The organism is Dysgonomonas mossii, from assembly GCF_004569505.1.
Lineage (GTDB): Bacteria > Bacteroidota > Bacteroidia > Bacteroidales > Dysgonomonadaceae > Dysgonomonas.
The window spans coordinates 1,247,432-1,269,650 of the sequence record NZ_SPPK01000001.1; the positions used below are offsets into that span (position 1 = coordinate 1,247,432).

Annotated in this window: 19 protein-coding genes; 12 read left to right on the top strand and 7 right to left on the bottom strand. The window is 37.1% G+C overall.

Annotated elements, in window-relative coordinates:
• Genes E4T88_RS05315 through E4T88_RS05330 form a run of 4 tightly spaced genes read right to left on the bottom strand, consistent with a single transcriptional unit; the run spans position 1 to position 3,910 of the window.
• Entirely contained in the window at positions 1 to 741 is a 741-nt protein-coding gene (locus E4T88_RS05315) for an ABC transporter ATP-binding protein (protein ID WP_135104411.1), read from the bottom strand.
• Between the two features lie 4 nt (positions 742 to 745).
• A complete protein-coding gene (locus E4T88_RS05320) occupies positions 746 to 1,975 on the bottom strand; it encodes an efflux RND transporter periplasmic adaptor subunit (protein WP_135104412.1) in 1,230 nt (409 codons plus the stop codon).
• A 7-nt stretch (positions 1,976 to 1,982) separates the two neighbouring features.
• Entirely contained in the window at positions 1,983 to 3,317 is a 1,335-nt protein-coding gene (locus E4T88_RS05325; RefSeq protein WP_135104413.1) for a TolC family protein, read from the bottom strand.
• 23 nt (positions 3,318 to 3,340) lie between these two features.
• Positions 3,341 to 3,910 carry a hypothetical protein gene (locus E4T88_RS05330; RefSeq protein WP_135104414.1) on the bottom strand — a complete coding sequence of 190 codons (570 nt, stop codon included), beginning with the start codon at positions 3,908 to 3,910 and terminating at the stop codon, positions 3,341 to 3,343.
• 257 nt (positions 3,911 to 4,167) lie between these two features.
• Between E4T88_RS05330 and E4T88_RS05335 the strand changes: the two genes are divergently transcribed.
• The 4 genes from E4T88_RS05335 (at position 4,168) to E4T88_RS05350 (ending at position 11,811) form a co-directional block, all read left to right on the top strand.
• Entirely contained in the window at positions 4,168 to 7,002 is a 2,835-nt protein-coding gene (locus tag E4T88_RS05335; protein WP_438503322.1) for a TonB-dependent receptor, read from the top strand.
• Positions 7,003 to 7,042: 40 nt separating this feature from the next.
• Positions 7,043 to 8,569: a beta-helix domain-containing protein gene (locus E4T88_RS05340; RefSeq protein WP_438503323.1), complete on the top strand. Its 1,527-nt coding sequence runs from the start codon at positions 7,043 to 7,045 to the stop codon at positions 8,567 to 8,569.
• A 266-nt stretch (positions 8,570 to 8,835) separates the two neighbouring features.
• Positions 8,836 to 9,654, top strand: coding sequence for a 3-methyl-2-oxobutanoate hydroxymethyltransferase (gene panB / locus E4T88_RS05345; RefSeq protein WP_135104417.1), 819 nt, complete (start codon positions 8,836 to 8,838; stop codon positions 9,652 to 9,654).
• 72 nt (positions 9,655 to 9,726) lie between these two features.
• Entirely contained in the window at positions 9,727 to 11,811 is a 2,085-nt protein-coding gene (locus tag E4T88_RS05350; RefSeq protein ID WP_135104418.1) for a DNA topoisomerase 3, read from the top strand.
• A 77-nt stretch (positions 11,812 to 11,888) separates the two neighbouring features.
• Here E4T88_RS05350 and E4T88_RS05355 read toward each other — a convergent pair whose 3' ends face one another.
• Positions 11,889 to 12,128, bottom strand: coding sequence for a hypothetical protein (locus E4T88_RS05355; protein ID WP_135104419.1), 240 nt, complete (start codon positions 12,126 to 12,128; stop codon positions 11,889 to 11,891).
• Between the two features lie 121 nt (positions 12,129 to 12,249).
• Positions 12,250 to 13,416: an AIR synthase related protein gene (locus E4T88_RS05360; RefSeq protein ID WP_135104420.1), complete on the bottom strand. Its 1,167-nt coding sequence runs from the start codon at positions 13,414 to 13,416 to the stop codon at positions 12,250 to 12,252.
• 257 nt (positions 13,417 to 13,673) lie between these two features.
• On the opposite strand from E4T88_RS05360, the gene E4T88_RS05365 reads away from it, so the two are divergent.
• The 4 genes from E4T88_RS05365 to E4T88_RS05380 all read left to right on the top strand — a co-directional run bounded on the left by E4T88_RS05365 (position 13,674) and on the right by E4T88_RS05380 (position 16,194).
• The gene (locus E4T88_RS05365; protein WP_135104421.1) at positions 13,674 to 14,834 is read left to right on the top strand and encodes a low temperature requirement protein A; all 1,161 of its coding nucleotides are present in this window, start codon (positions 13,674 to 13,676) and stop codon (positions 14,832 to 14,834) included.
• Between the two features lie 72 nt (positions 14,835 to 14,906).
• The gene (locus E4T88_RS05370) at positions 14,907 to 15,209 is read left to right on the top strand and encodes a GNAT family N-acetyltransferase (protein ID WP_135104422.1); all 303 of its coding nucleotides are present in this window, start codon (positions 14,907 to 14,909) and stop codon (positions 15,207 to 15,209) included.
• A 47-nt stretch (positions 15,210 to 15,256) separates the two neighbouring features.
• Entirely contained in the window at positions 15,257 to 15,475 is a 219-nt protein-coding gene (locus E4T88_RS05375) for a (4Fe-4S)-binding protein (RefSeq protein ID WP_135104423.1), read from the top strand.
• Between the two features lie 200 nt (positions 15,476 to 15,675).
• Positions 15,676 to 16,194, top strand: a complete 519-nt coding sequence (locus E4T88_RS05380) for an NUDIX hydrolase (RefSeq protein WP_135104424.1) — start codon at positions 15,676 to 15,678, stop codon at positions 16,192 to 16,194.
• Between the two features lie 8 nt (positions 16,195 to 16,202).
• On the opposite strand, the gene E4T88_RS05385 is transcribed toward E4T88_RS05380, so the two are convergent.
• Positions 16,203 to 16,841 (bottom strand): HAD family hydrolase, encoded by a 639-nt coding sequence (locus tag E4T88_RS05385; RefSeq protein WP_135104425.1) that lies wholly within the window; start codon positions 16,839 to 16,841, stop codon positions 16,203 to 16,205.
• 418 nt (positions 16,842 to 17,259) lie between these two features.
• Between E4T88_RS05385 and E4T88_RS05390 the strand changes: the two genes are divergently transcribed.
• The 4 genes from E4T88_RS05390 (at position 17,260) to E4T88_RS05405 (ending at position 22,216) form a co-directional block, all read left to right on the top strand.
• Positions 17,260 to 17,781 (top strand): shikimate kinase, encoded by a 522-nt coding sequence (locus E4T88_RS05390; RefSeq protein ID WP_135104426.1) that lies wholly within the window; start codon positions 17,260 to 17,262, stop codon positions 17,779 to 17,781.
• Positions 17,778 to 19,391: a trypsin-like serine protease gene (locus E4T88_RS05395; RefSeq protein ID WP_135104427.1), complete on the top strand. Its 1,614-nt coding sequence runs from the start codon at positions 17,778 to 17,780 to the stop codon at positions 19,389 to 19,391. Before E4T88_RS05390 ends, E4T88_RS05395 begins: the two co-directional genes overlap by 4 nt.
• 22 nt (positions 19,392 to 19,413) lie before the next feature.
• Positions 19,414 to 20,778 carry a DNA repair protein RadA gene (gene radA, locus E4T88_RS05400; protein WP_135104428.1) on the top strand — a complete coding sequence of 455 codons (1,365 nt, stop codon included), beginning with the start codon at positions 19,414 to 19,416 and terminating at the stop codon, positions 20,776 to 20,778.
• A gap of 145 nt (positions 20,779 to 20,923) precedes the next feature.
• Complete coding sequence (locus E4T88_RS05405) at positions 20,924 to 22,216, top strand: bifunctional folylpolyglutamate synthase/dihydrofolate synthase (protein WP_135104429.1); 1,293 nt, start codon at positions 20,924 to 20,926, stop codon at positions 22,214 to 22,216.
• Positions 22,217 to 22,219 lie beyond the last annotated feature (3 nt).

The following is a 22,219-nucleotide window of genomic DNA, read 5'->3' on the forward strand; positions in this document are numbered from 1 at the left end:
TCAGTTTTCTACCGGTAATTTAGCGAGAAATTCTTTTGCCGATTGAATATTTATGTTCCTTGTATCTTCCTTGATACGTCCGTCTCGTATAACAATATTACGACTGCTAAATGCCGATATTTCGGGGTTGTGTGTAACGAATATAATAGTACGTCCTTCGGAGTGTAACCGCTGCATCAGTGATAATATTTCGAACGAAGTACGAGTGTCCAAATTCCCTGTTGCTTCGTCTGCTAATATGATAACAGGTTCGTTCACTAATGCTCTGGCAATGGCTACTCGTTGCATTTGCCCTCCCGACATTTGATTCGATTTATGATTCAGTCTGTCTCCCAGTCCTACATCTTGCAAAGCCTTTATGGCTCTTTGGTGACGATCTTTTGCCGATATATCCGGATTGTACATCAATGGCAGCTCAACGTTTTCAACAGCTGTTGTTTTTGCCAGTAAATTGTAAGACTGAAATATAAATCCTATCTTACGATTCCGGAGGGTTGCTCTTTCATTTTTACCCATTTTGCGTACAGAAATCCCATCCAAATAATATTCACCATCGGACGGTGTATCCAAACAGCCCAGTATATTCAATAAAGTAGATTTACCCGAGCCGCTTGTACCCATGATTGTGACAAATTCGCCTTCGGATATACTAAAGTCTATTCCCCTCAAAGCAAGAACCGTTTCATCACCAACAATATAGTTTCGCTTAAGGTTTTCAACTCTTATAATTTCTTTAGTCATTACGTTATTTTTTCTTATTGTCTTCGGGGCGTTTTGGCATAAAAGGGCTAGATTCTCCATTTCCATTCGTTTGTCCTTCGGGTTTATCACCATTTGTCTTTTGTGATACTCCGGTTACAACTTCCTCTCCTACATGCAGTCCTTCTATTATAGCCGTATGTATGCCGTCGGTTTTACCAATCACAATATGTTTGGGTAATAGCTTATCTCCGTCCTTTACCCATACTATTTTCTGAGTTTTATCATTATTAGGATCAACAGGACCTCTTTGTTCTGATACCTTTAACCCTTCTATATCTTTCATTACTTCGGGTGCAGGGTTGAAACGTAAAGCTTTTGAAGGAATCAATAGTAAGTCTTTTTCTTCCATTGTATAGATGTTTACGTTTGCTGTCAGCCCTGGTTTTAATTTGAGGTCAGGGTTGGGTGCATCTATTACAACTTGATATGTAACTACGTTGGATGTAGTTGTTGCTTCCAGTCTTACCTGCACTACTTTCCCTTGGAATTCGTCTTCGGGAAAAGCATCCACAGTAAAAGATACTCGTTGTCCCTCTTTTACTCCGCCTATATCTGCTTCATCTACATTGGCTATTACGCGCATCTTGGTCAGGTCGTTTGCGATGGTGAAAAGAGTCGGAGTGCTGAATGATGCAGCTACCGTTTGTCCTTGTTCTACGGCACGGGAAACAACTACTCCGTCTATTGTGGAAGTAATAGTTGCATAACCAAGATTGGTTTGAGCCTTTAATACGGCTGCTTTGGAAGATGTTACAGCCAGTTGAGCGGTTTTGTATGTCGATTCGGCATTTTCCCAATCAACCTTGCTGATCGCTTGTTTTTCCCAAAGGCTTTTTTGCCTCTCATAATTTTTCTTTTGAAGATCCAGATCTACTTGTCTCGATTGAAGTGCTGCATTTGCATTTTCCAGTTCAGATGCGAGTAGGCGTTTATCTAGTTCGGCAAGTACTTGTCCGGCCTTGACCTCCGAATTGTAATCCACATATATTTTAGATATTACTCCCGAAACCTGTGTACCTACTTCTACCAGGGTAATGGGTTCTATTGTTCCTGTCGCTGTGATGGCTATAGAAAGGTTCCCTTTGTCTACCTTAGCTGTTGTTAATGTAGTTATTGTCTTTTTCCCTTGTGGGAATATAAGAAAAGCTATACAGCATAAAGTGAGTACTATAGCTCCTATTATCAGATATTTCTTGGATTTTCTTTTCATCATTATCTTATTAAAGCGTTAATTCTTGTCCTTGATAGAAATTTAGTAATTTCAAACTTAGCAATGCTGTATATTTGGCTTGCAGTAAAGACTGTAAAGCATTGGCATAATTGTTTTTCTCGGTAGTGAGCTCTACTGTATTGCGTATTCCTAGTGAATATTGCTCTAGTACGAGCTGATAACTCAATTCCGAAGATTTTACTTGATCCTTAGCTGCTCTATACTTGCTTTGCCCCGATACTGCATCTTGGTATAAGGTTTCTATCGTCTTTAATAATGTTTTTTCTGTATCTATCAAGTCTAGTTGAGCTGTCTGTATGTCGAGCTCTGCCTTTTTTACGTTTGACTTGTTTTGTTTATTATCGAAAATAGGCACACTAAGCGTAAGCCCTATAGACTGATTGAAATTTCGTCCTATTTGTGTTGCAAAAGAGGGTGAATTATTAAATATATTACCGGTGCCCATACTTCCTGTAACAGAAACAGTAGGTAGATAGCCAGCCTTTGCAGATGATTTACTGAGATTAGCCAGCTGGATATTTAATTTGCTATTTGCTACTTCGGGCATTATATTCAGAGCTCTTCTGTAAACTTCGTATTTTGAAGGAATAAATAATAGTATATCTTCGTCATTTATCTCAGGAAATACAATGTCTATCTCTTCATCATAATCTAATTCGAGCAATTGTTTCAGTTGTAACTTATAACTTTCGTAAGAACTTTGTGCTTGTACAAGATTGTATTTGTCGGAACTATATTGAGCTTCCACCTGAGCATATTCACTGTGTGTAATACTTCCTGCATCAAGAAACTCTTTGCTCTGTTTCAATTGCTCTTCATCCGATGCTAGAATATTCTCGTTGTTTTTTATCGACTCTCTACTATATAAAATTTGTAAATAAGCCTGTGTAATAGATATCTCAGTCTGATTACGGATATTTTCTGTATTTAGGTTTTGAGCTTCTTTTTTTAGTTGAGCTTGTTTAATATTGTTCTTATTTTTTCCACCATTGTATACTGTCCAGTTTGCATTTAATGTATATTCCCCATTGAACAATCCTTCATAATGATAATTCCCGGCACCATCCGGTGACTGAGAATTTGTGTATCGCTGCGAAACACTTCCGCTTAAACTCGGAAACAATGCAGCCTTCGATTGTGAAATATCTACATTGTAACTTTCTGTAGTGATAATGGACTTCTTTACTTGGATGTTTTCTTGTCTGGCATAGTCTATGCACTCTCTTAATGTCCATTTTTTTTGAGAGAAAGCAGCAACCGGAATGAAGAGTCCGGTTACTGCCATTACTAAACCTAACAAATTTTTAGTAAAATAAATGCTCATCTTTAAATTGTATCTTAATGTTTTCAAAACATTCCATCTGGTGATTCATCGGGAGCTGTACCTTCGTTTGGCATTGCTGAAGGGCGTTGATCTCCTTTCTCTTCGAGTCTCCTTCTGGGTGGTTCGCGGAACTCCACGCTTTGTTTCTTTTCAGCAAATATGTGGTATTGTTCCGATGTAAGTATAGACTTGTACTTTTTGTCGTATTTCTCTTGTTTAGTCTTAATCTTCTCGTCTGTTTTACTTATTTTTTCTGTAAGTTTTAATCTTTCTTTATTTGCTATTCCGGGATTCTCTGATCTCATTTTTAGCTCTTGTTTCTCTTGCATCAATTTGAAGATATCCTTCCGTTCATCCGAAATCGTTTTACTCAATTTCTCTCGTTGTTCAAGGGTTAGGTTCGGAATGTCAGGTATACCCATAATAAAAAAGCTCTCGTCTCGAGAATTACCTTGATGCATAGGGGCATGGCCTTCCCCTCGTCCTTTGCCTCCTCCGGGAGGTCTTCCTCCTCCCATACCTCCCATAGAGCCTTGTGCAGCAAGGCTACCGCATGTTATAACAAGAGTTACTGTCAATAATATTTTCTTCATTTTATCTTTCTTTTTACTCAAAAGTATATTTGTGTATTTCGCTACACAATGGTAATCGATGAATAAGTCTGTTTTATCGACAAATAGATCATATTTAGGTTTGATCTGTTGGCTAGTTCAGATATTGGTGCACCGTAACTAAAACGAAACGTTTTCTTGAATTAAACTTATTGAGGGTGTAGTTCTCTTGTAACAAAAATGTAAGTGATTTGCAATGTAAAATATCAAATAAATATATGTTTAAAATTGACTATTCAGTGAAAAAGAAGAACCGCAACTTACTAAAATCAATGTTGCTTGTATTTGCTTTATTATCAATAACTACACTTTCTGCTCAGACCATTCTGACCGGAAGTATTATAGATGCAAAAACAAAAGAATCTCTACCGGGAGTTACCATTTCTGTTAAGAACACAACAATAGGTGCTATTTCTGATGAAGATGGAAAATATGAATTGAAGCTTAGTCCGGGGAAATATACCCTCGTAACTTCTTACATCTCATATCAACCATTAGAAATTACAGATGTAGAGATCAAAAAAGGAGAGCCCACTGTAGTAGATATTCCCATGATAGAAGCATCGCATACATTAGACGAAGTATACGTTGTAGCCTTGGGACGTATAAATTCTGAAGTGTCTTTACTCAGCTCTATACGAAAATCGAACGCAGTAGTCAGTGGAGTATCCTCACAGCAAATTGCAAAAAGTCAGGATCGCGATGCATCGGAGGTGATAAGACGTATTCCCGGCATATCGATTATAGATGATAAGTTTGTTGTTGCCAGAGGTCTTTCTCAACGATATAACAATGTATGGGTAAATAATAGTGCTATACCTAGCTCGGAAGCAGATAGCCGATCTTTCTCATTCGATATATTGCCAAGCTCACAGATAGAAAATATTATGATTGTAAAATCTCCGCAACCAGAGCTGCCGGCTGACTTTTCGGGAGGTTTTATTAAAGTAGAGACAAAGGGGATTCCGAATGAAAATTCTATCCAGGTCAGTTACGGAGCCGGTATAAATACGCAAACTCAATTCAAAGACTTTAAATACAGCAAAGGTAGTGCAACAGACTTTCTCGGATTTGATAATGGTATGAGAAGTCTTTCGAGTGCATTTTCATCCGGACGTATAGATAATGATAATTCTCAGCAAGTAACAGATCTTACCCAAAACGGATTCAATAACGATTGGCTTGTAAAAAACAAGAAACCATTACCTGATCAACGTTTAGGTTTTGTTATCAACCGAAAATACGCCGGAGCCAACAACAGTATGTGGGGACTCATTGCTGCTCTGAATTATAGCAATACAAGTAAGACTTTTACAGATATGGAAAACTCTCGATATGGAGTTTATGATTCGGACAATGATAAACCATACTTTACATTTAAATATAAAGACAATCAGTACAACAATGATGCAAGGGTAGGGGCTTTGGCTAATCTGATATACATGCCGAACGATAAACACCATTTCGAGTTTAGAAATATTTTGAACCAAATAGGTAAAAGCAGATATACTGAGCGCGAAGGATATCAGAATACAAGTGGCTTCTACGGGCAACGAAAAGCAGAATATATCTATAGCAGTCGTCTTGCTTATTCTACCCAATTTGCAGGGAAGCACACCTTGACCGAGAAAGACAAATTAGATTGGGTATTGGGCTTTTCTTACAGCAATAGAAATCAGCCGGACAGACGTATTATCAACTGGGAGCAAAATGGTTATCCGGGTGATGCACACTATATGGAATACCAAATCGATCAAAATGATATAACACGCGACTATAACAAACTAAACGAATATAATTATTCCTTTTCTGCCAATTATACACATGATTTCTCTTTTGATAATGGATTTAAACCGTCTATAAAAGCAGGTGTATATGGAGAATATAGAGATCGGAATTATAATACACGCTATTTTAAATATCGCTGGATACCTGAGAATCTGGATGAAGACTTTGGATATAAAGATGTTTATACTCAAATGCTGATTCCTCAAAACTATGGAGCAACCAAGCTGTATGTTTATGATGATACTGATCGATTAAATGATTATTCGGGAACAAATACGCAGGCTGCAAGCTATATCGGCTTCAATATTCCACTGAATAAATTGAATATTTATACCGGAGTTCGTTTAGAACACAACAAAATGTCATTGAAGAGCTATACAACAATATCGGGAGATAAGTCAAAAACATCAGATTATAACTATACAGATATATTTCCTTCTTTGAATGCTTCTTACAATTTATCTAACGATCATTTAGTAAGATTGGCTTATGGGCGATCTACAAACAGACAAGAATTCAGAGAAATATCATCTTCGTCATATTATGATTTTGATTTGTTCAGTTTTGTTTCGGGTAATCCTGACTTAAAGCCTGCATATGTCAATAATTTTGATTTAAGATACGAGTTTTATCCTTCCAACTCAGAAATTTTCTCGGTAGCTCTATTTTACAAAAACTTTACGAATCCGATAGAATGGACTTATCTCGATGGAGGTGGAACATATATCTATACTTTCAAAAATGCGGATAAGGCTAACAACTATGGTATTGAAGTAGACATAAAGAAAAGTTTAGACTTTATAGGGCTTAATAACTTCTCTTTGACCTTCAACGGGTCTCTGATAAAAAGCGAGGTAAAGTTTAAAGAAAGAAGTAGTGCCAACTACGACCGTCCTATGCAAGGTCAATCTCCTTATCTGGTAAATACAGGTATATTCTATCAGAACGAAAAATTGGGAATTAATGCGACAGTACTCTATAATATAATTGGGAAACGAATAGTTGGTATTGGCCGTGTATCTACTACTTCTGGTGGCTCTGTAAACAATGATATTCCCGATATGTATGAGATGCCAAGAAGCGTAGTAGACTTTATTATAACTAAAAAATTCGGGAAGCATTTTGAACTGAATGCAGCAGTAAAAGATATACTTGCCGCAAAAGTAAAGTATGCTCAATTTCCTAAGTTCATAGATGCTGATGGTAATACACAAGAAAGAGAACAAATAACAAAAGAATTTAAGACCGGACAAAATATATCATTAACAGCTAGATACTCTTTTTAGAAAACAAATTATAAATCAGAAAGTAATACATTTTAATAATATGAATATGAAGACATTAAATTTATTTGGAAAATTATTTTTAGTTGCATCTATCGCTATTCTATCAGCTTGTTCTGATAATGGCAATGATGATCCAACAGTAGATCCGTCTAAAGAACAGATCCTATTTAACAATGGTACTGAAATAGGTAATGGTGAACAGGAATTTAGCATAAAAGAGAGCCATACACTTGCAAAAGGTACTTATGTATTGAAAGGTTGGGTATATATCGAAGATGGTGCTACACTGACTATCGAGCCGGGTACTATTATCAAAGGTGATAAAAATACAAAAGCAGCAATTATAGCAAAAAGAGGCGGAAAGCTAATCGCCAAAGGAACAGCTTCTGCACCTATCGTATTTACTTCTAATCAGGCGGCAGGAAGCCGTAAGCCGGGAGACTGGGGAGGTATTATACTTTGCGGTAGAGCAAAAAATAATATCGATATCGTAGATGGAATGCAAATAGAAGGTGGAGTAAATGCCAAACATGGTGGTAATGACGATAATGACAACTCTGGTGTAGTCAGCTATGTGAGAATTGAATATGCCGGATTTCCTTTTGCAACAGACCAGGAAATCAATGGTTTGACAATGGGATCTGTAGGTCGTGGTACACAAATAGACCACGTACAAGTATCTTATTCTAATGATGACTCTTTTGAATGGTTTGGCGGGACTGTAAATGCTAAATACCTTGTAGCATATCACGGATGGGATGATGATTTTGATACAGATAATGGGTATTCAGGTAATCTTCAATTCCTTTTAGGTGTTAGAAACCCTCAGATTGCAGACCAATCTTTATCTAATGGTTTCGAATCAGACAACAACGCGAATGGTACAACGGACGAGCCATATACAAAAGCTGTATTTAGTAATGTGACTCTAATAGGGCCAATCGGACAAGCTACAGATTTTGCTAATACAACTCAATACATTACAGGTAATGGACTAAATCCTAATAATGGATCAAGACTAGGTGTATTCCAAGCTGCAATACAAATTCGTCGCAACTCTCGTTTGAATCTTTTCAATTCTGTTGCAACAGGCTATCCGGTAGGTTTAATATTAGACAATCAGAAAGGAACAACTCAAAAATGGGCTGAAGACGGCACACTTAAACTACAGAACAATGTTTTTGCCGGAATGAACGTTCTTGGTGCTGATATCAATAAACAATCGCCTACATGGACAGACCAATTGTCAACAAATGGAACATCTATAACTGACGAAACAAAAGCATCATTCTCAAGTACATTCTTTAAACTAACAGCTAACAATAATAAGGTTTTGACTAGTATTTCAGACCTGAAATTGAAACAACCAAACAGTAAAGCAAGTAATCCAAACTACGGTCCTGTTTCAGGTAGCCCTGTCCTTGGATTGGCTTCTTTCTCAAACGCTTCGTTGTCAGATTCATTCTTCACAAAAGTAACCTATTCAGGTGCTTTTGCCAGTGACTCTAGCAATGATAACTGGTTGCAAGGATGGACAAATTTTGATCCTCAAAACACTACTTACTAATAATAACAGAAATTTTCAAAATGAGAAAAGGCCGGATGTGAAAAACATTCGGCTTTTTTATGCTTAATATTGGGGATATCAATAAGCATATAAGTGCATAAAATAGAAGAGAATGCAGCGTATATTCTCCTTCCTTAGCATGATTCTGGAATTGTATTGTTTTAACAAAGAGAAATTATATCACGGTAAGATTAACCCTTAAATTGATACTTTAATCATATCTTTGTGTCTTTAAATCCATAATTTTTAACCATAAAAAGGAGATTATGTCCACATACACAGAAGATAACCGCAAGGTCACTACTCGCCGCCTGATAGAAATGAAACAGCGTGGCGAAAAAATTTCAATGCTTACAGCGTACGATTTTTCAATGGCATCTATTATCGATCAGGCAGGAATGGATGTTATCTTGGTTGGTGACTCCGCCTCTAATGTAATGGTTGGTAATGTTACTACTCTTCCGATGACTCTGGAACAAATGATTTATCATGGGCGTTCTGTCATGAATGCAGTTAAACGCTCTCTCGTTGTTGTTGATATGCCATTCGGTACTGTGTCAGGTAACCCATTAAAGTCTCTTGAATATGCTATCCGCATGATGAAAGAAACCGGAGCTGATGCTATTAAGGTAGAAGGTGGCGAAGAAGTTATCTCGGATATCAAGAAGATAATCGATGCCGGTATTCCAGTAATGGGGCACTTAGGGCTTATGCCACAATCTATAAATAAATATGGAACTTATAATGTGAGAGCAAAAGACCAGTCGGAAGCAGATAAACTACTAAAGGATGCTCTTAAACTTCAGGAAGTAGGTTGTTTTGGTGTGGTATTAGAAAAAATTCCTGCTGAACTGACAAAAGAAGTTACATCAAAACTATCAATTCCTACTATAGGTATAGGGGCGGGACCTCATGCCGACGGACAAGTTTTGGTAGTACATGATATGCTTGGAATAAATAAAAATTTCTCGCCTAAATTCTTACGTCGTTATGCAGATTTACATTCTGTAATGACTGAAGCTGTTCAGAATTATATCAAGGATGTAAAGACATCTGATTTTCCGAATGAGAACGAAAGTTATTAGAGCTTGATCTCTGTTGCAAAGTATAGCAGATCTATTAAATATTATAATATCTATAAAAGGAGTTGACAATAAATGAAGGTTTGTATTGCAGAAAAACCAAGTGTTGCAAGAGAGATAGCAAGTATTTTAGGCGCGAATGCTCGTAAAGACGGCTATTTTGAGGGCAATGGCTATCAGGTAACATGGACCTTCGGACACTTCTGTACACTCAAAGAGCCTCACGAATATACCCAAGAGTGGAAAAAATGGTCTCTATTCGTGTTGCCGATGATTCCACCTCGTTTTGGTATAAAGGTTATTGATAATGATGGTGTTAAGAAGCAGTTCTCGGTTATTGAAACCTTGATTTCTCAAGCTGCTGAGGTTATAAACTGTGGTGATGCTGGACAGGAAGGAGAACTAATTCAACGTTGGGTATTGCAAAAAGCTCAATGTAAAGTTCCTGTAAAACGTCTGTGGATATCATCATTAACCGAAGATTCTATACGCGAAGGGTTTAATAATCTTAAAGAAGAGCAGGTCTTCGATAAACTTTATGAAGCCGGATTGTCCAGGGCAATAGGCGATTGGCTGTTAGGTATGAATGCCACCCGATTATATACTGTAAAGTATGGGCAAAATAGATCCGTACTGTCTATCGGACGTGTGCAAACACCTACATTGGCACTTATTGTCAACCGTCAGCTCGAGATTGAGAACTTTAAGCCTGAGCCCTACTGGGAGCTAAAAACAGTTTATAGAGAAACGACGTTCTCTGCAACTAAAGGACGGTTTCTGGTAAAAGAAGAAGGTGAGAAGTTTCTTGAAGAAATAAAGCAAGCTGATTTTGAAGTAACAGATGTATCAGTAAAGAAAGGCGAGGAGGCACCTCCACGCTTGTTTGACCTTACTGCTCTACAGGTGGAATGCAATAAAAAGTATGCATTCTCGGCAGAAGATACATTAAAGACGATACAGTCTTTGTATGAAAAGAAACTGGTGACATATCCTCGTGTTGATACTACATTCCTTAGTGATGATATTTATCCTAAAATTCCTGCCATCCTCCGTGGAATAAGTGGCTATGAAGAGCTTGTGAAACCTTTATTGGCAGCAGCAAAGATTCCAAAGTCAAAAAAGGTTTTTGATAATAGTAAAGTTACCGACCACCATGCTATTATACCTACAGGTGTAAGGGCGAATGCGATAGCAGGTAACGAACAAAAGGTTTATGATCTTATAACAAGGCGTTTTATTTCAGCTTTTTATCCAAATTGTAAAATAGCAACAACGACCGTTCTGGGTGAAGTAAATAAAATAGAATTTAAGGTAACGGGCAAACAAATTCTGGAACCCGGCTGGCGAGTAGTATTTGAAAAGCAAGCAGAAAGTCAGGATGAAAAAGAAGAGGATGCCGATGATAACATACTACCTGCTTTTGAAAAAGGAGAATCGGGGCCTCATATCCCTGCTTTGAACGAAAAATGGACTCAGCCACCTAAATATTATACCGAAGCAACTTTGTTGCGTGCTATGGAAACTGCAGGGAAGCTTGTGGATGATGACGAGTTGCGTGATGCCTTAAAAGAGAATGGTATAGGTCGTCCTTCTACACGGGCAGCAATAATAGAAACTTTGTTTAAACGGAATTATATCCGCAAGGAACGAAAGAATCTGTATGCTACTCAAACAGGGGTTGAGCTTATTGGTACAATCAAAGAAGAGCTGCTAAAATCAGCCGAACTAACCGGAATCTGGGAAAAAAAGTTGCGCCAGATAGAACGAAACGAGTACGATCCTCGTCAGTTCATTGACGAGCTCAAGCAAATGCTAATAGAGATTGTAGCCAATGTGAAAAATGATTGGGGAACGACTATTACAATACAAGAAGCCGTAAAAGAAGAGGCTAAATCGACAAAGAAACCGACTAAGGACAAGAAGGCTAGTGATAAAAAAACGACACCAAAGCCTAAGAAAGAAAAGAAAACCGAATCTAAAAATAGCGAGCCTCTATCTTGTCCGTTGTGCAAAGTCGGTAAAATATTGAAAGGGAAAACGGCTTACGGATGTTCTGAGTGGAAACAGGGCTGTACCTTCCGTTTGACCTTTGATGAAGTTGGTGATAGTTTGACTGATGATGAACTAAAAGAAATATTTGAAACGAAATATAAGTCTTAGCTACTTTTGTGAAAGTCACATATAAAAAGAAAGAGCTATCAATCAATGATAGCTCTTATTTTTACCTTAAGTTTTAATTACTTTTTCTTATCTGTAGCAGCTTTGTCTTTGCAACAAGCTTTTTTCTCTCCGTCTTTTGTACAAGCTTTTTTGTCGGCAGCAGCTTTGTCTTTACAGCATGCTTTCTTTTCTCCGTCTTTAGTACATTCTGTTTTAGATTTAGGACAATCTTTTTTAGGTGCTTTGTCTTGAGCCATTACACTTGTTGATGCAATTAAGGCTAAACACATAATTGCCGACATGATCATTTTTTTCATACTTTGTACGCTATTAAGTGAATATTAATATTTTCGTTTGGATACAAATATAGTAGCAAATCAAATAGAATTTAATTAACTAAAGTTAAATTTGATAATCAAATACAGTAACTATTCCTAATTAATATTCAAATCGGCCAAATTCACTATCAATAAGCAGTTCTGTCTTATCCGACTTCTCAACATATCCAACGATCTGAGCATCGATACCGAAAGATTTTGATATATCAATTACTGCCTCGGCATATTCTGACGGTAAGTATATTTCCATACGATGCCCCATATTGAATACTTTGTACATTTCTTTCCAGTCGGTTCCCGATTGTTCCTGTATCAGTTTAAATAAAGGCGGCACAGGGAACAAGTTGTTCTTTGTTATCTTTACTTTATCTACAAAGTGGAGAACCTTTGTTTGTGCTCCTCCCGAACAGTGTACCATACCGTGTATTACCGGACGTAATTTATCCAGTATCTGTTTTATAACAGGAGCATAAGTACGAGTAGGAGATAGAACCAATTTGCCGGCATCAATTCCTAACCCTTCGATCATATCCGTTAACTTCATATTGCCTGAATAAACCAGATTGCTAGGAATAGACGAATCATAACTTTCCGGATACTTCGTTGCCAAATAGTTCGCAAACACATCATGGCGGGCAGATGTTAATCCGTTGCTACCCATACCGCCATTATACTCTTTTTCGTATGTGGCTTGTCCGTATGAGGATAGGCCGACAATCACATCACCATCCTGTATATTGTCATTAGATATTACATCCGATTTTTTCATGCGGCAGGTAACCGTACTGTCCACTATTATTGTACGTACGAGGTCGCCTACATCGGCAGTTTCTCCACCGGTAGGATATATATTTACTCCTAGTGACGATAATTCTTCACAAAGATCATTTGTTCCCTGTATAATGGCAGAGATCACTTCGCCCGGAATCAACATCTTATTACGCCCTATAGTAGACGACAATAAAATATTATCAGTAGCACCTACACACAGCAGGTCGTCTATATTCATTATCAATGCATCTTGTGCAATACCTTTCCAAACCGACAAGTCGCCGGTTTCTTTCCAATACATATAGGCTAACGAAGATTTTGTCCCTGCTCCGTCGGCATGCATGATATTGCAATATTCGGCATCGCCACCTAATATATCGGGGATTATTTTACAAAAAGCCTTAGGGAATATTCCTTTATCGATGTTTTTTATAGCATTATGTACATCTTCTTTCGATGCTGAAACGCCACGCTGGTTGTATCGTTGGTCACTCATTATTATATGAATATATTTAAGCTGCAAAGTTAATAAAATAGAGGTAATATCGAAATAAGAAATACAGTTCTAATTTTTGCAATCATACAATACTATATATAACTCTCTTTTAGGCGGGAATTGTGTGAAAAAATGAGAAGAAATTAAGCGCATACTTACATGTAAATTTTATCTTTGTTGGAATAGAAGCCATCTTGACTTTTTAGTTTTCTTTATTATCTTTATTGCTACTAAAATATCTTTCAACTTATTATAATATGTCATTTTCACAGTCATTGTTGCGCAGTAGAGGGAATGGTATCGCGTCTGTTTCTTTCTCCGAACTTCTTTTTGACCTTATCTATGTATTTGCCGTCACCCAGATATCTCATTATCTCCTGCATCATCTTACATGGCTTGGATTTTTACAAAGTGCAGTAATCTGGTTTGCCATGTGGATGGCTTGGCAGCATACTACATGGATGACTAATTGGTTCGATCCTAATACACGAAAAATCCGTATTTTTCTGTTTATCTTAATGTTGATAGGGCTTATCATTGCTGCAGCAATACCAGATGCATTCGGAGATAGGGGGCTCATATTTGCCTTGTGTTATATTGTTACTCAAATTGGACGTTCGGGTATTATCCTTTTTATGCTTGGCAAGAAGCATCATCTGACAAAGAACTATGCTCGTATATTGATATGGTTTTTTATCTCAGCCGTATTCTGGATCGTAGGAGCTTTGGAAGAAGATTTCATTCGATTGATATTATGGACTATCGCTGTTCTGTCTGACTATATAGCTCCTATGCATGGTTTTTATCTTCCCATTCTCGGTCGTTCCGATTCGAGCAAAGAATGGACAATTGAAGGACACCATCTGACAGAAAGATGTCAGCTTTTTGTAATTATTGCTTTTGGAGAAACCATATTGATGACAGGTGCATCGTTGAGCGAATTAGAAGTTTGGACACTACCTGTTGTGGCAGCAGCCCTTTTGTCTGCTGTCAGCAGTCTGGCTATGTGGTGGGTCTATTTTGATACGAGCAGCGAAGTAGGTGCTGAGAAAATCCAGAAAGTGGACGATCCCGGAATGTTAGGGCTGAAATATCATGCTGTGCATGTGGTACTGGTAGGTGCACTGATAATGAGTGCTGTTGGAGATGAACTGACTGTCAATCATCCTCTTGGCTATATTTCTTTAGCTGCAATCTTTGTAATCATAGTGGGGCCAGTCATTTATCTTGTGAGCAATATTGCCTATAAATGGCTTACTTGCCATATTATCGCAAAATCGCATATTGTGGGCATAATAGCTTTATTGCTGATAATTCCGTTTTCTCCATACCTGAATCTGTTAATAATTAATGCCTTGTCTGTGTTCGTATTTGTGGCAATCAGTATTTATGAAATGATGAATCCATATGTTGAATGACAAAAATTGAGAACAAGAGTGCTAGAAATATGTTTTATAAATAAGAAACAAAACTTATAGTAGAAATGAAATATGGAAACAAAGGAATATGAATTGATAAATAATACAGATGAAAGCCAGTATGAATTTCATGTAGGAAAATACATTCCCAAAATAAAATATATGAAATCGGTCAACAATGAGATTTATCTGACACATACCGAAGTACCTTCCGAACTTGGAGGTCAGGGTATAGGCAGTCAGTTGGTAGAAAAAGTATTGCAGGATATTGAGATGCAAAAACTTCAATTAGTACCATTATGTCCTTTTGTTGCCGGATATATACGAAAACATCCAGACTGGAGGCGTATTGTTATGAAGGGGATAAATGTATAACGTAGCACATCTTTACAAAAATAATCAATTAAAAAATATTTCATAAAATGGAAAAAGTAATAGAATACACAAACGGAGAAGTGACCGTAATATGGAAACCTGAAATATGCAAGCATGCGGGTATTTGTGTTAAAATGCTTCCAAATGTTTATCATCCTAAAGAAAGGCCATGGGTAAAACCTGAAAATGCTACCACTGAGGAACTAATAGAACAGATAGATATGTGTCCGTCCAAAGCTCTTACCTATCGGATGAATAAGACTTAATATACTCTTTTACTTTATCCTTAAACTTTTTATATATAAATACTTTATCAAATTCAGACTTATATTCAACCTTATTTATATAGTCAAATAGTAAAGCGGAAGATTCTGTACAAAAAATTGGTAGTGATAACAAACTAATTCTAATCAAAATAATTTCTATATTTAGAAGTCAAGAAGACTTTATAATAAAAAAGACTTTAATGCAAGAAGAAATATTTCCTCTAGTAGATGAACAAGGTATTGTAGTTGGACAGGCGCCACGCAGTGTCTGTCATGATGGATCAAAGTTGTTACATCCTGTAATTCATCTCCACATCTTTAACTCTAAAGGTGAATTGTATTTACAAAAACGTTCTGCAACAAAGGATGTACAGCCCAACAGGTGGGACTCTTCCGTAGCGGGGCATATAGATTTAAACGAGACACCCGAAAAGGCAGCATTGCGCGAGGCTTCCGAAGAGTTAAATATATCAGATATTATACCTCGCTATATAACCAAATATATAATAGAGACAGATCGGGAACGCGAATTAAGCTATTGCTATTACGCTATATACGATGGAAGTTTTAAGCTAAATACCGAAGAACTTGCCGACGGACGTTTTTGGACGATCGATGAGGTACAAAAAGAGTTGGGTAAAGATGTATTTACCTTAAATTTTGAATCCGACTTCAGATTATTCCTGCACAAAGGCTCTCAAAATATAGCTCAACAGTAGTCCTATATTTAGTTGATATATTCGATGACTTGTTTTAGATCTGAAAAATCTGAAATTATAAAATCGGCTTTACCTTGAAGTTCATTTTCGGGAATTGTAGTGGAAACACCTACAACACGCATTCCGGCATCTTTGCCTGATCGTATTCCATGAAAAGAATCTTCGAATACAACGCATTCTGAGGGAGATACATTCAGGTCTTCCGCAGCTAATAGATAGCATGCCGGATTAGGTTTACCTTTGGTTATGCGTGCCGCTGTAACTTCGGTATCGAATGTTTTGGATAAATTTAATATATCCAAAGCACGTTTCATTTTGAAATCCTGCGAACTGGTTACCAATCCTATTTTATAGTTATTGTTTTTCAGATACTCAATAAACTCCATCACACCGTCTACCAAAGGAAAGTCCATTTGCAATTCGAATTCACCTAATTCTTTCTCTACGGTTTTTACTTCTTCTTTGGGTAAGTGGCTAAAATATTTTTTTAGTATGTCCGGACTAGTGGTTCCTTTTACTTTCAAAGCAAAATTTTCGATACCTAGATTATATTTTTCACCTAAAGCATCAATGTATATATCATATTGAGGCTCGGTGTTAGCTATCACTCCATCAAAGTCGAACAGTACGGTTGTTATTTTTGTCATATTTCAATATTATTTCTTCTTTTCTGCTGCAAAGGTAAGGTTTTAAATCGTTATTAACAATTAGCGTTTGATTTGTAAATAGTTACTATATTTTTCTGTTTAAAATATCTATTATAAAGTACTGTTGCGATTGCAATATAAATTCATTAATCGCTTGTCACTTGTAAAAAGCATAGCAGAAAAGTGACAATAATAATTATATAAAAAAGTGTCACCTTTGTCACCTTTTGCTACGTAATTGTTTGCAGTATATTGTGTTGTGATATATTCCGGATTGTCACTTTTTGTACCATTATATAAAGAATGTCATAAAAGTTGGAATTAAGGTGCAATTAATACTTATTTGCTAAAGAATCGGTGTTGTAAAAAAGCCTCTTTATTTATTTTATTTATATTTTTGTATATTTGATTGTTTAAGATGAGAAGAATATTCCTGATAGGATATATGGGTGCTGGAAAAACAACAGCAGGTAGAGAGCTAGCAAAAGAGCTTAATCTAGAATTCGTTGATTTAGACCACTTCATACAGGCTCGCTATCAAAAAACAGTAGGACAGATTTTTTCAGATGTTGGAGAAGGCGAATTTCGTAATATTGAAAAGAGCATTCTGAAAGAAGTAGGTGAGTTCGAAGATGTAGTGATATCTACAGGTGGAGGCACACCCTGCTTTTTTGATAATATAGAGTATATGAATCAAGTAGGTACAACCATTTATTTGAAAGCATCGGCTGATGTGCTGGCTTCGCGATTGAATGATTGTAAAGATAAACGCCCTTTGATAAAGGATAAAAATGAAGAGGAACTACTTCGGTTTGTAACAGATACTCTAGAAAAGAGAGAGTCTTTTTATTCCAAAGCGAAAATTATATATGAAACTGAGGTGTTGGTCACTCGTGAAGATGTAAATGAGTATGTTCGGAAATTAATAAAATTATTATGAACTTAAGTCTGATTCGTTTTTTAGCAGGTATTACTTTGTTATCCTGTATTATTTCACTCTCTGCCCAAGAAAAGCAATATAGTTTCAATAAAGATAAATCGAAATTGACTCTCATTGTTGAAAAAGAAAATACAAAATTATTAGTAGTAAAAAACAATGTAAAAAGAAGAGGCCTTCCACTCAAAGAGGCCAAAATTTATACATTAGATATAGCTTCCGACACAGTTGGTACATGGTCGGTATTGCCTACAAAAAAAAATGTTTGGAAGTTGTCTTTCGATATTCCCAATGCCAAAGGGTTTTATATAGGATTCGATGATTTTTATTTACCCGAAGGGGCTCAATTATATGTATATGAAAAAAGCAATGTGAAAAATGCTATTGTATACAAACATGAAGATAACCCCCAAGGTGGAGCTTACTCTCTCGAGAATCTGAAAGGAGATAATGTTGTACTTGAATATGTAGCACCACAAAATCTAGGAACTCCACGATTGCATATATCCGATGTAGGGTATAAATATGTTGATGAACAAGGCGACCCAATCAGTGGCTTTAATACCGCCTCTAATTCTTGTATGGTAAATATAAATTGTGCAGAAGGCGGCTTTTGGAAGAATCAGAAAAAAGGAGTGTTGCAATTGCGTGTCAAAAGAGGAGGTAGTACTTATCTTTGCTCGGGTACGTTAATTAATAACACGAGTGAAGATAAAACTCCCTATGTGTTAACAGCATATCATTGTTTTGAATACTTATCGTCGTCAATAATATCTAATACTGAATTCTTTTTTGATTATGAGACTCCCGAATGTGAAACAGAAAACAGACCCAACTATAAATATCATAAAGGTGCAAAACCATTGGTGCTTAATTCAATTGATGATGGTTCTGACGGCGCCTTACTTAGGTTGTCGGAGTCAATTCCCGATAACTGGGATGTCTATTACAACGGTTGGGATAGAACAAATGATGGCGCGAGTGTAACAGGTGGAGCGGTAATTCATCACCCTCTGGGAGATGTTAAAAAAATAACTCTATTTAATAAACCTCTTACTTCGAGTAAATGGGATCCGGACTCTGAAGACGAGCCAGATGGTACTCAATGGAGTGTGACTTATTATAAAGGCGCTACAGAGGGTGGTTCTTCGGGAGCTCCTCTCTTTAATCAAAATGGTTATGTGGTGGGTACATTATCAGGAGGAGAAAGTAATTGTTCAAATCAGGGGTTAGCTGATTCTTTTGGTAAATTTTGGTTTCATTGGGATCAGTACTATGATGCAGATCAGCATATGTCTAAATATTTGGATCCCAACAATACAGGAGCTACTAAATTGAAGGGTTTGAGTTCGCTTGGAACTGACGAACCAAATCCTGATCAACAGCCAGAACTCATTGCATATTTTAAAGATGATGCTTTGCGCATATATGCTAAAGATATATTAAAGAAAGTAAGTATTGCAGACTTAAACGGACGAATATTGTATACTAAAACCACAGGTTTTGATTCTTCTATATTTGAAGAAACGTTCTATGGATGGCGTCCGGGAGTATATATTGTCTCTGTGGATGTTTCGGGAAGGTCTACGAAGTCGATAAAAGTAATGAAGTAAAGAAGAAAGATCCAATAATAAAATGGCTAAAACCAAAACAGTATATGTTTGTAATAACTGTGGAAATGACTCTCCTAAATGGCTAGGGAAGTGTCCTGTATGTGGAGAGTGGAATACTTATGTCGAAGAGATTGTTAGTAAAGACAGCTCATCGAGAGGGAACTCCAACTTATTTGAAATATCTAAGGCGAAGCCGTTATTATTGAAGGAAGTAGAAACGGGAGAAGAACCTCGTATAGACTTGCACGATGGAGAATTGAACCGTGTGCTTGGAGGAGGACTGGTTCCCGGTTCGTTGGTGCTGATTGGTGGTGAACCGGGCATCGGAAAGTCGACACTCGTTTTACAAACAGTCTTAGGACTGAGAAAAATAAAAACACTATATGTTTCGGGAGAAGAGAGCGCCAGGCAATTGAAATTGCGTGCCGATCGTATAAACTCCAATAGTGAGAACTGTTTTATCGTATGCGAGACAAATCTCGAACAGATATTTGTTCATATACAAAATCTGAAACCGGACTTTGTTATTATAGACTCTATACAGACAATCTTCACAGAAACCGTAGAATCGTCTCCGGGTAGCGTATCGCAAGTCCGCGAATGTTCTGCTTCAATCCTTAAGTTTGCAAAAGAGACAGGAACCCCTGTGGTTCTTATCGGGCATATAAATAAAGAAGGAAGTATTGCCGGACCAAAAGTACTAGAGCATATTGTAGATACAGTACTGCAATTCGAAGGAGATCAGCATTATATGTATCGTATCTTGCGAAGTATAAAAAACCGTTTTGGGAGTACTGCCGAACTCGGTATTTACGAAATGAGGCAAAATGGGCTTCGTGAAGTTAGTAATCCCTCCGAATTGCTATTAACTCAGAATCACGAAGGGCTGAGCGGTGTTTCTATTGCCGCAGCTATAGAAGGAATACGTCCGTTTCTTATCGAAACTCAGGCTTTGGTAAGTACTGCTGCTTATGGGACTCCTCAACGTTCGGCTACAGGTTTTGATCTGCGACGGATGAATATGTTACTTGCGGTATTAGAGAAAAGAGCAGGTTTTAAGCTGATACAAAAAGATGTATTTCTTAATATCGCAGGAGGGCTTAGAGTGAATGATCCTGCTATGGATTTGTCAGTAATTAGTGCTGTATTGTCTTCAAGCTTGGATATCTCCATCGAGAAGCATGTTTGTATGACTGGCGAAGTAGGCTTGTCGGGTGAAATACGTCCCGTAAATCGTATTGAACAAAGAATATTGGAAGCAGAGAAGCTGGGCTTTTCTAAGATACTTGTTCCTCAAAATAACCTGAAAGGATTTGCCTCGAAAGTAAATATTGAGATCGTGCAAGTACGAAAAGTAGAAGAGGCTTTTAGGCAATTATTTGGATGAAAATATAACGATATTAGAATCGTATCAAAAAGAAGTATTGACGACATTATCTTTTTTGCTTACTACGTTATTGGGAGGTTTGATAAGTATGTCATTTTCCGTTGTATTACAACTGATAAAGAAAAAGATAGAAGAATAGTTTATAATGAATTACGAAGAAACACTAGAATATTTATATAATCAATTACCTGTTTATCAAAAAGTAGGAGGTACAGCCTATAAAGAAGGATTGGACAACAGTCTGTCTCTTGATAAATATTTTTCACACCCTCATATCCGATATAAGACGATTCATATTGCAGGAACAAACGGAAAAGGATCTACGTCTCACCTTTTGGCTGCAACATTGCAACAGTCTGGTTACAAGGTTGGATTATATACTTCTCCCCATCTAGTTGACTTTAGAGAGCGTATTCGTGTAAATGGAGAGAAGATATCGAAGCAATATGTTTTGGATTTTGTAACAAAACACAGAGAGGCTTATGAGCCTATACAGCCTTCTTTCTTTGAGCTGACGATGATGATGGCTTTTCAGTATTTTGCCGATACAAATGTTGATGTTGCAATAATAGAAGTCGGACTAGGAGGAAGACTGGATAGTACTAATATTATAACACCGGTGTTGAGTATAATTACCAATATTAGCTTCGATCATATGCAATTTTTGGGCAATACACTAGAGAAAATTGCGGCTGAAAAAGCAGGTATAATCAAGAAATATATTCCTGTTATTATTGGAGAGGCAGAAGGTGATGTCCGTAAGGTGTTTGAAGATACTGCAGAGAGGGTAGGAGCACCTATCGTTTTTGCAGAAGATGAAAAACTTATACACTCAAGCTTGCGTACTGCCAGTGGGTGGTTGTATGATACAAAATACTATCAGCAGCTCAAAGGTGAACTTTCGGGCTATGCCCAGATAAAAAATACGGCGACAGTACTATGTGCTATACGTGAACTTCAAAAACAGGGCTATGTAATACCATCCAAGGCTGTATATAATAGTTTTGCCTATGTGAATGAATATACCGGACTAATGGGACGCTGGCAAATACTACAAGACTATAATCCCAAAATTGTATGTGATACAGGGCATAATGAAGCCGGAATGAAATATATATCAGAACAGCTTGTAAACGAGCGTTATGATACATTGCATATTATTCTGGGTATGGTAAATGACAAAGATATCTCATCTGTATTATCCTTACTCCCTAAAAAGGCTATTTATTACTTTACTAAAGCATCTGTACCTCGATCGATGAACGAACGAACCTTGCAAGAATTAGCTGTCAAAAAAGGGCTTACAGGCTATTCATATCCTACAGTGAAAGAAGCTATTCGTGCAGCAAAAGATTGGGCTATACCAAGTGATTTTATATTTATAGGAGGAAGCAACTTCGTTGTAGCTGATGCACTTATCGAATTCGGCTATGAATAGAAG